The 15,852-nt window shown below is 40.5% G+C and carries 12 protein-coding genes and 2 pseudogenes; 10 read left to right on the plus strand and 4 right to left on the minus strand.

Features of this window, described 5'->3' with window-relative positions:
* Positions 1-85: 85 nt before the first annotated feature.
* From JEU79_RS07400 to JEU79_RS07445, 10 genes and pseudogenes are all read left to right on the plus strand, one after another.
* Complete coding sequence (locus JEU79_RS07400) at positions 86-274, plus strand: DUF2065 domain-containing protein (RefSeq protein ID WP_198263585.1); 189 nt, start codon at positions 86-88, stop codon at positions 272-274.
* Positions 275-356: 82 nt separating this feature from the next.
* Positions 357-1,550: an ATP phosphoribosyltransferase regulatory subunit gene (locus tag JEU79_RS07405; RefSeq protein WP_198263586.1), complete on the plus strand. Its 1,194-nt coding sequence runs from the start codon at positions 357-359 to the stop codon at positions 1,548-1,550.
* Between the two features lie 130 nt (positions 1,551-1,680).
* On the plus strand, positions 1,681-2,985 hold the full coding sequence (locus JEU79_RS07410; protein ID WP_198263587.1) for an adenylosuccinate synthase: 1,305 nt from the start codon (positions 1,681-1,683) through the stop codon (positions 2,983-2,985).
* A 54-nt stretch (positions 2,986-3,039) separates the two neighbouring features.
* A complete protein-coding gene (rnr, locus tag JEU79_RS07415) occupies positions 3,040-5,550 on the plus strand; it encodes a ribonuclease R (RefSeq protein WP_198263588.1) in 2,511 nt (836 codons plus the stop codon).
* A complete protein-coding gene (gene rlmB, locus JEU79_RS07420) occupies positions 5,538-6,320 on the plus strand; it encodes a 23S rRNA (guanosine(2251)-2'-O)-methyltransferase RlmB (RefSeq protein WP_198263589.1) in 783 nt (260 codons plus the stop codon). Before rnr ends, rlmB begins: the two co-directional genes overlap by 13 nt.
* A gap of 58 nt (positions 6,321-6,378) precedes the next feature.
* Entirely contained in the window at positions 6,379-6,708 is a 330-nt protein-coding gene (locus JEU79_RS07425; protein ID WP_198263590.1) for a hypothetical protein, read from the plus strand.
* A 168-nt stretch (positions 6,709-6,876) separates the two neighbouring features.
* Positions 6,877-7,284, plus strand: a complete 408-nt coding sequence (rpsF, locus tag JEU79_RS07430) for a 30S ribosomal protein S6 (protein WP_198263591.1) — start codon at positions 6,877-6,879, stop codon at positions 7,282-7,284.
* A gap of 101 nt (positions 7,285-7,385) precedes the next feature.
* Entirely contained in the window at positions 7,386-7,613 is a 228-nt protein-coding gene (gene rpsR, locus JEU79_RS07435; protein ID WP_198263592.1) for a 30S ribosomal protein S18, read from the plus strand.
* Positions 7,614-7,649: 36 nt separating this feature from the next.
* A complete protein-coding gene (gene rplI, locus JEU79_RS07440) occupies positions 7,650-8,096 on the plus strand; it encodes a 50S ribosomal protein L9 (protein ID WP_198263593.1) in 447 nt (148 codons plus the stop codon).
* Between the two features lie 444 nt (positions 8,097-8,540).
* A pseudogene (locus tag JEU79_RS07445) lies at positions 8,541-9,699 on the plus strand (IS3 family transposase).
* A 257-nt stretch (positions 9,700-9,956) separates the two neighbouring features.
* On the opposite strand, the gene JEU79_RS07450 reads toward JEU79_RS07445, so the two are convergent.
* From JEU79_RS07450 to JEU79_RS07465, 4 genes and pseudogenes are all read right to left on the minus strand, one after another.
* Positions 9,957-11,438 (minus strand): tetratricopeptide repeat-containing response regulator, encoded by a 1,482-nt coding sequence (locus JEU79_RS07450; RefSeq protein WP_198263594.1) that lies wholly within the window; start codon positions 11,436-11,438, stop codon positions 9,957-9,959.
* Positions 11,439-11,544: 106 nt separating this feature from the next.
* Positions 11,545-11,976, minus strand: coding sequence for a DUF6524 family protein (locus JEU79_RS07455; RefSeq protein WP_198263595.1), 432 nt, complete (start codon positions 11,974-11,976; stop codon positions 11,545-11,547).
* A gap of 40 nt (positions 11,977-12,016) precedes the next feature.
* Positions 12,017-13,756, minus strand: a complete 1,740-nt coding sequence (locus tag JEU79_RS07460; protein ID WP_198263596.1) for a bifunctional protein-serine/threonine kinase/phosphatase — start codon at positions 13,754-13,756, stop codon at positions 12,017-12,019.
* 280 nt (positions 13,757-14,036) lie between these two features.
* A pseudogene (locus JEU79_RS07465) lies at positions 14,037-15,191 on the minus strand (IS3 family transposase).
* Positions 15,192-15,852: the final 661 nt, after the last annotated feature.

A 15,852-nucleotide genomic window follows, 5' to 3' on the forward strand; every position in this document is an offset into this window, starting at 1 on the left:
CCCTGATTTACTCATAAAATAGTACAATCTACAGGTAAAATAGTATAAAATCCGGATTTGGTAAAAATCCGGATTTTTTTCGTTTATGTGGCATGAAATTCTCATTGCAGGTGCGTTGATGTTGGTATTGGAAGGTTTATTGCCAATATTGAACCCTAAAATGTTTAAACAAATGATGCTCAGTGCTGCGCAAATGAGTGATCAACAGCTACGTTGGAGTGGGATCATCAGTATGGTGATCGGTGCAGCGGCGATTTATCTGCTCAAGCATTAATCTGTATTTATTATTACCCAAACACTATTTTTTTACACAGCTCTTATATCCTTAGAGTTGAAATGAGATACAACAGTATAATATGTTAACTAAAGATCGTTGGTTATTACCTGAAGGTATTCAGGAAGTTTTATCACCACAAGCCCTAACAATTGAATCACAACGTCGTAGCCTGCTCGATTTATATCAAACATGGGGTTATGACTTAGTCGAGCCCCCCATGATTGATTTTCTGGACTCTTTATTGACTGGGACTGGACATGACTTACAGTTAATGACGTTTACTTTGACGGATCAAATTTCCGGCAAACTACTGGGTGTACGTGCCGATATGACACCACAGATAGCACGAATTGATGCGCATCATATAAAAACTGATCAGCCATCACGCTTCTGTTATATCGGTCAGGTATTAAAAACTCGCCTTGAAGGATTTAATCAATCGCGTAGTCCGCTACAGGTTGGCATTGAACTCTATGGACATAGTGGTCCGCAGAGTGATATTGAAGTTTTGCTACTCATGGTGGAAACCCTAAAATCAGTGGGCTTAGATGGCTTTCATATTGATTTAGGTCATGTCGGTATTTTTCGTAGTTTGGCGAAACAAGCCAAATTGAGTAAAATAGAAGAAGATACTTTGTTTGATGCCTTACAGCGTAAAGCTGTGACGGAATTGACTGAATATTGTGCTGGCTTGCCTATTCGCGAAGAGTATAAGGCGCAATTTTTAGCATTAGTTGACTTGAATGGTGATATTTCCGTCATAGAAAAAGCACGGCAACTATTAACGGGCGATGAAGTCCATACTGAACTGGATAATCTTGAAGCCATTGCCAAGGGTTTACTTGCGAGGATTCCAGAACAGAAACTGTATTTTGATTTAGCTGAATTACGCGGTTATAACTATCATACTGGCGTGGTTTTTGCCGCTTATTTACCGGGATATGGTCAGGATATTGCTCAGGGTGGTCGTTATGACGGCATCGGTGAAACCTTTGGTCGTTCCAGAGCCGCCACTGGGTTTAGCTCAGATTTAACGCACTTAGTTTCGATTCGTGAAGAAGTATCTGTCAGTCAAGTGGATGAAGTGATTTTTGCACCAGCAAGCACTGATCCAGAATTAATGACTAGGGTGGCTGAACTACGCGAACAAGGTAAACGGGTTATTTGTGAGTTGGTTGATGCCAGCGATGCTTCAAATGCCAATGCACAAACAATGGGCTGTACTCATTGTTTGAGTCAAGATTCAGGCACATGGCAATTAGTTGCCATTTAATTATAACGATTCAGCATATTACAAAGTAACTGCATGTAATTGTATGTAACTACAGCGCATCAGCTTGATACGCAAATATGACTGAATTGATTAGCTTTTATTTATACAGAAATTTATTGAGGATTTACACATGGGTAAAAATGTCATCATCATCGGCTCACAATGGGGTGATGAAGGTAAGGGCAAAGTCGTTGACCTGCTGACAGATAAAGCAGTTGCTGTGTCCCGCTTTCAAGGTGGTCATAATGCCGGTCATACACTGGTTATTGACGGTAAAACGACTGTATTGCACCTGATTCCATCGGGTATCCTCAGAGATAATGTGAAGTGCTTGATTGGTAATGGCGTTGTGTTAGCAATGGATGCCTTAGTCAAAGAACTGAAAGAACTAGAAGAGCAAGGCATAAATGCCAAAGAAAGAATGCTGATCAGTGAAGCCTGTCCTTTAATTATGCCTTATCACGTAGCATTGGATCAGGCGCGTGAAATTGCTCGTGGCAAAAAAGCCATTGGTACCACCGGTCGTGGCATTGGCCCCGCCTATGAAGATAAAGTCTCTCGCCGTGGTTTGCGCGTGGGTGATTTACTCAATGCAGAATTATTTGCCAGCAAATTAAAAGAAGTCATGGAATACCATAACTTTGCGCTGGAACATTACTACAAAGCTGATACGGTTGATTATCAAACAACCTTAGACGAAGCCTTAGCCTATGCGGATGAAATTCGTCCCATGATTGCTGATGTGACGGATGTATTGCACAAATACCGTGAAAATGGCGATAGTATCTTATTTGAAGGCGCTCAGGGTGCACTTCTGGATATTGACCATGGCACATATCCTTATGTTACCTCGTCAAACACCACAGCAGGTGGTGCCGCCAGTGGCACGGGTGTTGGCCCACAATATTTTGATTATATTTTAGGCATCACCAAGGCCTATACCACCCGTGTGGGTTCAGGCCCTTTCCCGACAGAATTATTTGATGATGTTGGTCAATACCTGGGTGAGAAAGGCCATGAGTTTGGTGCCACAACCGGTCGTGAACGCCGTTGTGGTTGGCTCGATATCGTGTCACTGAATCGTTCTAACCAAATCAATAGTGTCACCGGTATGTGTATTACTAAGCTGGATGTATTGGACGGCATGGAAACCCTGAAAATCTGCACTGCCTATGCGCTTAAAGATGGGAAGGATGGTGAACAAATTACCACACCACCGATTGGTGCTGACCTGTACGAAAAGTGTATACCTATTTATGAAGAAATGCCGGGTTGGTCAGAATCAACCGTCGGTGCTGAATCTTATGATGTGCTACCCGATAATGCCAAGGCTTATTTGAAGCGCATCGAAGAACTAACAAAAACCCCGATTGATATTATTTCAACCGGCCCTGATCGTGATGAAACGATTATATTAAAACACCCATTTGAATAAATGGTTTGGTGCTAATAAGCTGATAGCGATTAGCACCAAAATGCAAGGACAAATATGAGTCAAAACTCTAGCAATAACCGCAATAAAAATACCCGTAAAAAGAGCGGAAAACCAAATCAGGTTTCCGATCCCTACGCTAAACGCGAAGCAAAGAATTACGATAATCCTATCCCGAGTCGAGAATTTATTCTTGATCTGCTGACTGAACAGCCGGAACCGATTAATCGTTTTCAAGTCGAAAAACTGCTGAAATTAGATGATCCCGATCAAAAAGAAGGCTTACGCCGTCGTCTGCGTGCAATGGAACGAGATGGTCAGGTATTTTTTAATCGCCGTAAATGCTATGAGTTAATTTCTGAATCCGAAGTATTAGAAGGTATTGTCTCCGCACATCCCGATGGTTTTGGTTTTGTGCTTGCCGAAGATGGTGGCGGTGATCTGTTTATGGGTATGCGTGATATGCGCATCTTGTTTCATGGTGATCGCGTACAGGTACGTGTTTCTGGTACGGATAGAAAAGGGCGCCGTGAAGGTGCTTTAGTTAAAATCCTGGAACATAATACTAATACCGTTGTTGGTCAGTTGGAAAATCGTGATGGTATTTTGATGGTTGTACCTGATCACAAACGTATCAATCATGACGTTATCATTGCAGAAGAACATACCTATGGCGCAGAAGTCGGTCAGATGGTGATGGTCGAAATTCAACAATTTCCTACCCGCTTTCAACGCGCCAAGGGGCGTGTGATTCAAAATCTAGGCGGCCACATGGAGCCGGGGCAGGAAATTGACGTAGCGATTCGTAGCTACAAAATCCCTCATGAATGGCCTATTATGCTCGAAGCAGAAATTGCTGATTTAGAAGCATTCGTGCCAGAGTCCAGTAAAGTGGGTCGGGAAGATTTCCGTAATCATTTATTGCTCACCATCGATGGTGCAGATGCCAAAGATTTTGATGATGCAGTTTGTTGCGAACGCATTACATCAGGTAAAAACAAAGACGGTTGGCGTCTTTGGGTGGCTATTGCTGACGTGTCATCTTATGTTGAACGTGGCACAGCCTTAGATGCCGAAGCAAAACGCCGTGGTACTTCAGTATACTTCCCCGGTCGTGTGGTACCCATGTTGCCGGAAATTTTATCCAACGGCCTTTGTTCATTGAATCCTGATGTGGATCGTTTGAGCATGGTCTGTGAGATGGAAATCTCTGCCTCGGGTGAAGTGGTTAGTCATCGTTTCAGTGAAGGACTTATGCGTTCTCATGCACGTCTGACTTATAACCAAGTGGCAGCGATGGTCATAGATGGTGATGTTGAACTATGTGAGCAATATGCTAATTTATTGCCGCATTTACATGAATTGTATCAATTGTATAAAGTATTGGCTGAAAAGCGTTCGCAACGAGGTGCCATTGATTTTGAAACCGTTGAGACACAAATTGTTTTCGGTGAAGACAGAAAAATTGAAAAACTCGCGCCTATTACCCGCAATGATGCTCATCGTGTGATTGAAGAATGTATGTTAGCGGCCAATGTCAGTGCTGCTAATTTTTTATTGAAAAACAAAATAGCGGCTTTGTACCGCAATCACAAAGGGCCAACTGACGAAAAACTCAAAGGCTTAAAAGAATTTATTTCACCCTTAGGTTTAAGTTTAGGCGGTGGTGATGAACCCACAGCCAAAGATTATTCTAAGCTATTGAATGAAATTAAAGAACGTCCAGATTTTGAAGTCTTGCAGATAGTGATGTTACGCAGTTTGTCTCAGGCCGTCTATGAAGCAGAAAATGTTGGTCACTTTGGCCTGTCATTTGAAGCCTATGCTCACTTTACCTCACCGATTCGACGTTATCCTGATTTATTGGTGCATCGTGCAATTAAACACATTGTTCGTGGCAACAAAGCCAGCACTTATAACTATACCCTAGAGCAAATGAATGAACTGGGTCAGCATTGTTCTATCACAGAACGTCGTGCTGATGATGCCACCCGTGATGCAACGGACTGGCTGAAATGTGAGTATATGCTGGATAAAGTTGGTGAAGAATTTGAAGGTCGTATCAGCACCGTGACAGGTTTTGGTTTGTTTGTGGTGTTGGATGAAATTCATGTTGAAGGTCTGATTCATATTACTGCGCTTAAAGATGATTATTATCATTTTGATAAAATGAGTCATAAGATGAAAGGCGAACATACGGGTAAAGTGTTCCAGTTAGGCGATAAGATCAGGATCAAAGTCGCTGCAGTGAACCTAGACGAACGTAAAATTGATTTTGTGGCTCTGAATGCGGGGCCTGATTTAAAGCGTAAAAAAGATCGTCCTGGCTTTAAGAAGAAAAAGAAGTTTAATAAAGGGGGCAAATCATCTGCACCTCAACATACTTCTCAAGAGAATGCTCCACAAGAGAATGTTCCACAGGATAAGGCTCCACAAAACAGTGCTTCACAAGAGAATGCGCCACAAGCTAAGCCTTCAGAAGCTAAGGCTCAGCCGCAAGATAGTCAAAATGAAACATCTGCCAAACCAAAAAAGAAGCGCAATAGAAGACGTCGATGGATGAACTGATTTTTGGCATTCATGCCGTCAAATCAGCATTGAACTATTGTCATGATGGCAAGGGTCATGATGGCAATGGTGATGACACAAAAGAGCTGGCTTCTGAGCAGATAACGGCTTTATATGTTGATCGTGGTCGTAAAGACAACCGCATTAGTGCCATTGTTGAACTGGCGAAGAAAAAATCGGTTAAGGTCACCTTAGTACAGCGAAAAAAACTGGACGAGCTTACTTCCGGCAACCATCAAGGCGTTGTCGCACAAAGCAAGGCGCCCAAAGTAAAATCCGAGAGTTTTTTAGATGATTTATTACAAACCCTGGATGTGCCGCCGTTCTTATTAATTCTCGATGGTGTGCAAGATCCCCATAATTTAGGTGCTTGTCTGCGTACTGCTGATGCTGCAGGTGTGCACGCAATCATTGTTCCCAAAGATCGTTCAGTCTCCCTAACCCCTACAGTACGAAAAGTTGCCTGTGGTGCCGATCAAAGTGTGCCTCTCATTCAAGTGACAAATTTAGCGCGTACGCTAAAACTACTAAAAAGCTATCAAATTTGGATTGTTGGCACTGCCGATGAAACTAATGATACAATCTATAGCAGTGATCTGACCGGACCTTTGGCTTTAGTCATGGGTACTGAAGGCAAGGGCATGCGTCGTTTAACACGTGAGAATTGTGATGCTCTGGTTAAAATTCCCATGCTGGGTCAGGTTGAAAGCCTCAATGTCTCCGTTGCTACGGGTATTGGATTGTTTGAAGCCCTGCGACAACGTAGCTAAACAACGTAGCTAATTGTAAGCTCATTGATTTGCCAAACTCTCACAATAGGAAAGGCTCATGCTGAAAATACGAATAGCCGGAACAGAAAGTGAATTACGTCAAATTGCTCATAAAGCGGGCAGTACTAAGATCCGACGTTTTAAACGTGATAATGGTAAAACAACATTTGCTATTGACGTGCAGATTTCAGTGAATGACTTTCTGGAGAATCTTGATTTAAACTCTGACTCTAAAAATCAGGGTGACACTCATATTGAAAACAAGATTGAAACTCAGAGCGAAAATCAGCAATTTAATATTGCTGACATAGATAAAAACAATAATTGCGACCCGCGCATTATTCAGGCTGAGTTAGAAGAACTATTAGATGAGATCTCAGATAAATAATTGTATTGAACTCTCACTGGAAAAATCATATAATACCGCACTTTGACGAACCATGGGTTCGTCATTCCTTGCTTTTTGTGAGTAATTTCTCGTATAACGATATGAAATTTATCCATAGGAAGCTGATTAACCACTCTTAAAGGCTAATTACCCGTAAGGATTGTCTAAATGAGACATTATGAAATAATATTTCTTGTCCACCCAGATCAGAGTGAACAAGTACCTGCAATGATCGAACGCTATCGCGCTACTATTGAATCTAATAGTGGCAGTATCCATCGTCTGGAAGATTGGGGGCGCCGTCAGTTGGCTTATCCAATTAACAAAATCCACAAAGCACATTATGTGTTAATGAATGTTGAGTGTGAGCCAGCAATCATTGATGAATTAACGCATGCTTTCCGATTCAACGATGCCGTTATTCGTAACCTGATTATCTCTATGAAAGGTCCGTATACTGATGCTTCTCCTCTAGTAAAAGAGAAAGAAGAACCAGCATCCGAAAAACCTGCGAGTGCACCAGAAAAAACTGAGACTGCACCTGTTGCTGAAGCTAAAACTGAAGCCGCTGAATAAGGCAATAGTTTAAGCTTAAACATTCGATCAAAGCCGATTAAAATAAATTAAGCGGATTTGATGTATCCAATAGAGATTTAATAAAGAAAAGGTGAAGAAAAATGTCACGCTATTTCCGTCGTAGAAAATACTGTCGTTTTACTGCTGAGGGTATTACTGAGATCGATTATAAAGATCTTGCTACTCTTAAGAACTATGTCATGGAAAACGGTAAAATCGTACCAAGCCGTATCACTGGTACCAGTGCTAAGTATCAGCGTCAATTGTCAACAGCAATTAAACGCGCTCGTTACCTGGCTTTACTTCCATATACTGATAGCCACGATTAATAGTCACGATTAACAGTAAATTTAGAGAGAGTTCACATGAACATTATTCTATTAGAAAAAATCAATAAGCTGGGTCAACTAGGCGATCAGGTTTCTGTTAAGTCAGGTTTCGGTCGTAATTATTTGATTCCACAGGGTAAAGCATTACCTGCCACTGAAACAAACGTGAAAATGTTTGAAGGACGTCGCGCCGAGCTTGAAGCGGCTGCTGCTGAGTCTTTAGGCGCTGCTACTGCACGTGCTGAAACACTTAACGACAAAGAAGTGGTTATCGTTCGTAAAGCCGGTGATGAAGGCCGTATGTTCGGTTCTGTTTCCAATGGTGATATTGCAGAAGCATTAGTTGCTGCTGGCGCTGACGTTGAAAAACGTGAAGTACGTATGCCAGAAGGTGCAATTCGTGAGTTAGGTGAATATGAAATTGATATTCATTTACATAGCGATGTAAATGCCACAGTGAAGATTATTGTTGAAGCTGAATAAGTTTTAATATTTCCAAGCTATATCAAGAAAAAAGCGTTTTCCTGTCATTAGGAAAGCGCTTTTTTTTGTCCATTGATATGAGTTGTAAAGCATTTTTTTCAGTGGATACTCACTGTCAATTTGATATTAATAATTTCTAATGCCATTTGGCTTCGCACCCTTCCAATAATTAATAGCGGTGCGCTTCGTTCCTCAGCAGCACCCTACGATTATTTATATAAAAAACCTATTTACGGATGAGCACTAACTAAACAATACCGCTAATTATTATCCAGAACTCAGCTTAACTTAACTTAACTATACTTTAAACATATTAATAATTTGTTGCAGGTTATGAGCTGTTTTATCCAGTTCCTTACTCGATGCTTCGGTATGATCTAATGTGGCTATACTTAACCGGACACACAACTTAAAATAACTAAAAGATAAAAAGTGTGACCTAAAATGAATGATCAAACAAAAAAACCGAATAAAAGCTATACATCAGAATTTAAAGAATCAGCTGTCAAATTAGCTAATGAGACGGATCAACCCGTTTCTCAGACTGCCAGGGAGCTAGGTGTTAATGTAAATACTCTACATACCTGGATCAGTAAATATTCCAAACCGGTGAAGACGGTAGCCAATAGAAGTGATGAACACATTTATGATGAAGTAAAACGTCTGAAAAAGAATTGGCAAAAGTGATTCAGGAGCGTGATTTATTAAAAGGCCACAGCGTACTTTGCAAGGGAAACTTTGTGAAGTACGCATGGATAACTGATCAGGCTAAAGATTACCCGGTAACGATTCTGTGCCGTTTTATGGATGTTTCCCGTAGTTGCTATTATGATTGGGTTAGCTCTCCTAAAACGGATAGAGAGAAAGAAAATGAAGCGCTTACTGAGCAGCTAAAAAACTGTTTGAAGACAGTCGCAAGACTTATGGAACCCGTCGTCTTAAAAGAAAACTGGCTGAAAAAGGCGTTCATATAAGCCGCCGGAGAATTGGTCGATTAATGAAAAAAGCCGGTTTGTTTTGTAAAACGAAGAGACGCTTTAAAGCGACGACTAATTCCAAGCATAATAAGCGTATATCTCCAAATTTACTGGAAAGAGAGTTTACTGTCTCTCAACCTGATCGCTACTATGTGGGTGATATTACCTATATTGCCACCAAGGAAGGCTGGTTATATTTAGCGGTTGTCATTGACTTATTCTCTAGGCAAATTGTTGGCTGGTCGATGGATGAGCGAATGAAAGCCAAGCTAGTCAATGATGCTTTACTGATGGCCATATGGAAGCGTAAACCAATGGATGGATTGCTTTGGCATACTGACCGAGGTAGCCAATATGCCTCTGATAGTCATAGAAAAATATTGTCGGATCATAACATAATTCAGTCTATGAGCCGCAAAGGAAATTGCTGGGACAATGCTGTATCAGAGAGCTTCTTTCATAGTTTGAAAACTGAATTGACGCACCATTGTCGATTCAAAACCAGAGTAGAAGCAAAGCAGGCAACATTTGAATATATTGAGGTATTTTATAATCGGGAGCGACTTCATTCGGCTAATGATTATTTGTCACCAGTCGATTATGAAATACAGCAGGAAATAGCTTAAATCGATTGATTGAAGAGGGGTAAAAGGCGACATAAATGCCGCCCATTACCGTTGACGGCCATCGGCTCCTCAGCCTGTGCCGTGAAGATATTGTAACAGGATCATTACCGTTGTGAAAATACCTTGGGTGAATGGAACGGCTCTATCGTTCCAGAGGGCAAAGCCCTTTCTCTTCATCTGTTTAAAGTTAACATGAGAAACTAAAATGATAGGAAATACAAAATGACAAAAATCACTTGAAACAGCCAAAAAAATATTTAGAAAACTGTCCGGAAAAGTGTTGACACATCAGGATTTTTTCCTGATGCCTTCATATAAAATAATAGTGCTTGGGCGGCATTCATATTAATTGATATGCGTTCGGGTAGATTATCTGCGGCATCCTGGAATATTTCTAAGGACTCAAGTAGACGATTTTTATTATAAAGACGCATGCCTTTGCCATTTTGTAATAAATAATGGTACTTCTGTGTCATTGCTTCAATGGTTGATGAATTGGCATCAAAGACACTATTAATATCATCTTGTAGTGCTTCTGCTAATTCTGTTTCACCTAAATCTTCAGTGGTTTTGATGAGGTCGGATTTGAGTGCTTCAGGCAGTTCAGAGAGAGGGCCAGATAAGTTCTCAATGGCTTTTTGAAATAATTCCCTGGCATTGTCTTCGTTGCCCAATTTTTTTTGAGTCATGCTTTCAACAATTTGCGTATGTAAAATAGCCTGTTTATCTTTACGGTAAATTTTTTGCGCGGATGTTATGGTTTGCACGGCTTGTTTAGCTTTACCATTATCAACATAGAGTTTGGCGAGATTCATATTATCGCCCACACTGCCAAAACAGGAGTTTTTACCTTGTGATACGGCGGTCTTTAATGATTTTTCTGCGGTATCAAAGTCGTCATTTTTTATGGCTACTTGAGCAAGATGTTGTTGTCTGGCAATGGCATAGGGTGATATTTTAGTAGCATTGCTTAAGATGTTTTGTACTTCTTCTGGCTTGTCTTGCTCTTCAAGAACTTGAGCGAGCAGATCATAGGCTTCGATATAATTTTTGTTTTCCTTAATCACTTCTTCCAATAGGGGTTGGGCTTGCTGAAACTCATTGCGAGCCATGAATGTCTTTGCCTTGCCCACTTTTGCCCATTGAAAATCTCTAACGGAGAGGGCTTTATCATACACTGCCTGAGCAATGTCCAGTTCATTGGCGGCCAGGGCAATTTCCCCCTTTAGCTTGCCGATTTCTAATGCCTGTTTACTATGTACTGCCATTTTTTTATCAGCAATCTTAAGTGCTTGGCTATAGTCTTTTTTATTGTAGGCAACATAAATGTCTTTCATGATGGCTTTTTTTTCCATCAATATTTCAAGACGTTTGAGTAAGAGATCTTTAGGAAAGGGTTTGTTGAGGTAGCCATCAGGACGGTATTCGACGGCGGCCATGACCATGCTTTGGGTGTTTTCAGCGGTGATCATAATGTAGATGGTGCCATAAGGGATTAAATGGCGGTGCATGATTTCTTCAAGTAATTGTTGGCCGTTTTGACCTTCACCCAGATTATAGTCACATAAAATCACATCAAATTTATTATAAGTAACTTTTTTCAGAGCTTCTTTGGCATCCTTAGCATCCTGTATTTCTTTGGCACCGCAACTGACTAGAATTGAGCGTAGCATAGAGCGGTAATTGCCGAAATCATCGACAATCAAAAAACGTATTTTTTCAAGATCTAAACGAGCCATAGATAACTTAGAATGTGATTAAAGACCTCTTAAGAATAGCAAATAATGGCTCAATAACAAGTTCCGATGGATGTTTCTAGTTTTTAGTCCTGTTTGGGATAAATGCCTAATGCAGGTCATCTTCTGTGCCATTGACATCTACTTGTCCTGACATGCGGCGACGAATATGCGACCAGGACATGCCGATGGCCAGTACCATGGAAAGTAAGGTCAGGATAATATAAGTAATGGTTTGGATATTATCAGCAGGAACTATTTCCCAATCGATCACCATCCATAAGAGCGTGCCGAAGAACGCAAAGGCTAAAATCAGGCCGATTAAACCCAATGAACTAATAGTGGCGCGAATATAAACCACCCAGCCAATGATAAGGATGATTCCAGCAAATGCCATCAGTGGTTCAAAACCGGACTCCAGGCCAGTGAGCGCCCAGTCAAAAAAGGAATAGCCACTGGGGTTATAGGTCGCAAAAACTAAAATAAGAGCAAAAAACAGTCGAACTAAAAAACTTTCCAGACTAAATCCGTGACGAGCCATAGGGTGAACCTTTTATTATATAGGGTATGAACAGAGCCGCTTATTTTACTAAAAAATACACCAGAATCAAATTTATCAGCAATGATGCAATACTGATGCTGCGCCAGACTAGAAGCGGATTACGCTCAATCAAAGGAACTGCGGTGTTATTAAGAAAATGCGGATTGGGATGTTGTAAGTCATGCAAAAATTCAAATACATCCTCATGACGCATTTTAATATCTAAGGATAAGGCTTTTTTTATCGCCCCGTCCATCCAATTAGGTACCATGGTATTGGCATGGATACTATCGACATACTGTAGTTGCGAGAGTTGTCGGTAATTTGCTTTCTCAGGCATGTCTTTGCCGAAGGGAAGTTTATTGTTTAATAATTCGTAGGTGATGACTGCCAACGAATAAAGATCGCTACGCTCTCCCCCAGAATGCCCCAAGTAAAATTCTGGGGCGCTATAATTAATTGTACCGAGCAAAACATCCTCGTCAGAATTTTTTTTCATTTCATTAATACCGGCAATTTTGATCGAGCCAAAATCAATTATTTTAACTTTTCCTTCAGGGCTGATAATGATGTTTTCCGGTTTTAAATCCTGATGCAGCATTTCCAAACGATGAAAGGCACGTAAACCACGGGCAATTTGTTCAACTATGGGCAATACCAGTTCAATCGAAGGCAGTGGGTTTTGTTTCATCCATTCTCGTAGGCTGACACCTTCGAGATATTCGGTGACATAGTAGAGTGCACGTGCCTTTTGTTTGGGACTAATAACCTCTAAAACATAGGGTGACTTTATCCGTTTGCCAGCCCATTCTTCATGTAAAAACTGTTCGATAAAATGCTCGTCATCTTCATAATTAATAGACGGTGCTTTAAGAATAACGTGGCTATCTGTTTTTACATGTAAGGCAGTGTAAACATGAGTTCGCTTGCTAGCATGGATTTCTTTGAGGATCTTGTAGCCATCGAATATCATGCCCTTCTCCAATGGCGGAGGGAAGGGCAGTTCATGGGCTTTTTGCAACATTTCCTCTTCTTCAGGAAGCGGTAAATTGGTGATTTTCAGTAATTGTAAACTGAGATTGTCATCACATTGATTGTCACTGGCTAATTGGGCAATTTCAGCGCATTTTTGTTGTAATAAATCATTGTCATAGCTGCTATTATCGGAACTTGTGAGGATTTCCCGTAACTTTTTTGTGGTAATAAAGTCATGGATGCCATCAGTGGAAAGCAGAAATATATCGTCTTTTTCCAAGGGCACTTTGCGGTAATCAATATCCAAATGCAGATCTATACCCATCGCCCGATTAAGATAATTTTTTTCGTCGGACACCCACACCCGATGATCGCGGGTTAATTGTTCCAATTCACCATCACGCAGGCGGTAAACGCGCGAGTCACCGATATGAAAAATATGTGCGGTGGCAGACTTTAAAATCACAATCGTCAGAGTCGTGACCATACCCTTAGTGCTTTGATAATCAGTATGACCACGACTATAAAGCCAGTTATTCAATGCGGAGATAATTTTTTGCGAGGAATTTTGTACAGTCCAGGAATCGGGGGTACTATAATAATCGGTAATAAAACCATTCACACAAGCATGGCTCGCTTCTTTGCCTGCCTCACTGGAGCTCATGCCATCAGCAATGGCAATGACTATACCTTTGTTTTTTAATGCGTGGCCTTCAGGCACCAGAGAAGAAAGACAATCATCATTATCGGCCTTGACTCCTTTATCACTAAAAGAACCAATATTAATTTCAAGTTTAGGGGTCATAAATAGCTGCCGGATAATGGTTTTGAGGAACTTTGGAAGATCACAGTTTACAGGAAAATAGTGAACTAAAAAAGAGGGTGCATACAGTGGACCCCATTGTCAAGACAGCTTTCTCAAATATTAAGATATAATTCTGTTGGTTATTTATAGTATTAGTCTTATCCACATATCCACAGGTCTGCCAGTAGTCCAGAGACGCTTGCGATATATCTCAGGGCTACTGGCTTGGCCTGTGGATATGTGGACAAGGCGGTTGCCAGTAAAGTTGATTATCCTCTCATCATGCTGCCCGTTTTAAGTCTGGAACAACTTCTTTCATCACGCCATAGATCTCTGCAGGCGTTTTTCCACCGTGTGTACTGTGTGGTCGTTCATGGTTGTAAAACTCAAAATATTCCTTTAATGAGCTCTTTAGCTCATCAATACTTTGGTAATCCTTGAGGTAAATTTCCTCATATTTTACACTTCGCCAGAGTCGTTCAATCATAATGTTATCCATTGCTCTGCCTTTGCCGTCCATGCTGATTTTTATATCATTGGCCTTTAGAACACCTGTAAATGCTCTGCTAGTATATTGAGCACCTTGATCCGTATTGAAGATTTCTGGCTTTCCATATCGTCGCAGTGCTGTTTCCAGACTACTGATACAAAAGCTTTCTTCCATGCTGGTTGACACTTCCCAGGACAGCACAAAACGGCTACTCCAGTCCATAACAGCACTTAGGTAGACAAATCCATGTGGCATCCGTAAATACGTGATATCTGTGCACCAAACCTGGTTATTCCTATTAATATCAATTCCTTTGAGCAAATATGGATAGAGGTTATTTACTTTGCAAGGCTTGCTGGTATTGGGTTTTGGTGCCACTGAAACCAATCCCATGATCCGCATAAGCCGTTGAACTTTTTACGATTAATTTTATAACATTTCAATCTTAATGCATTACGAATTTGACGACTGCCATAGAATGGATGTTTTATGTACAACTCATCAATCAAATTCATTAATGTTAAATCTTTATTTTGCAGAGGCTTTTTAGGTTGATAGTAATAGCTTGAACGGTTCAGGCCGATAAGCTCACATTGTTTTTTGATGCTCAACTGAGGGTGCTCTTTTCTATGCAACACCGCTTTTCTGCTCTACTCAGTTGAACATCTTCAACTTTTTTTGACAGCCAGTCAGCCTCTACTTTTAGTTGACCTATTTGGCTGTACAGGTGTTCTTTTCCTTTTCATGTTCAGCATCTTTATTCTCTAATTTTTTTGAAAAAGTATCGGCTGCACCATCAAGCATCTGCTTTTTCCAGCTATTGACCTGGGTGGTGTGCACTTCAAATTCTGACGCAATTTCTGCGACTGTTTTTTGACCTTTCAAAGCCTCAATGGCTACTTTTGCTTTAAATTTGTTGTTGAATGTTTTTCTTTTTGTGCTCATTTTTTTGTTCCCCGTTAGGTTAGCTCTTATATCTTAACCTATTGTCCAGTTTTCGGGGTCCACTATAGCAATCAACCTGCTTTGCACTTCAAATGTAGGATGTGGTGAGGAACGAACCGCATCAAAGGCTTTAAACAAACGTTTTTGATGCGGTTCGCTGTACTCCCCACATCCTACAAGTGTAATGATAAATGGGCTGTTTTATCTGCTCCAAAAAAGATAATGCTTGGCCAAGCTGTAAAGTCAAACAGTCTTGAATTCAGGCGCTACTTCTTGCTTCATTGATATAGAAATAACTTTTTTTTCTTAATAAAATTATTTCCAACATTAAAAAATTTTAATGTTGGTGTAAGGCTACTGAAACATTGCTAGGCGTATAGTAATTCCCAAAGCTTTAGAGATTCACTGACATGATTTCTTGGTTGAGTTAATAAACTCCTTATAAATTAACTTTTGTAAGGAGTTATTGATCCCTAATACAAAAAAAATGATTAAGATAAGCCTTTTGTCAGATGTTCTGACTTAATTCTGCCACGCCTAATTTTATTGCTTCCTGAATTCAGCCTTGCTGTCCTAAATTGAATTTGATAATAACACGGTGATAAACGTTCTGTTTTTCTTTTGAAAATGCTTTTCTCCAAAATGTAATTTTATCCAAAAC

It is taken from the genome of sulfur-oxidizing endosymbiont of Gigantopelta aegis, assembly GCF_016097415.1.
Classification (GTDB): domain Bacteria; phylum Pseudomonadota; class Gammaproteobacteria; order GRL18; family GRL18; genus GRL18.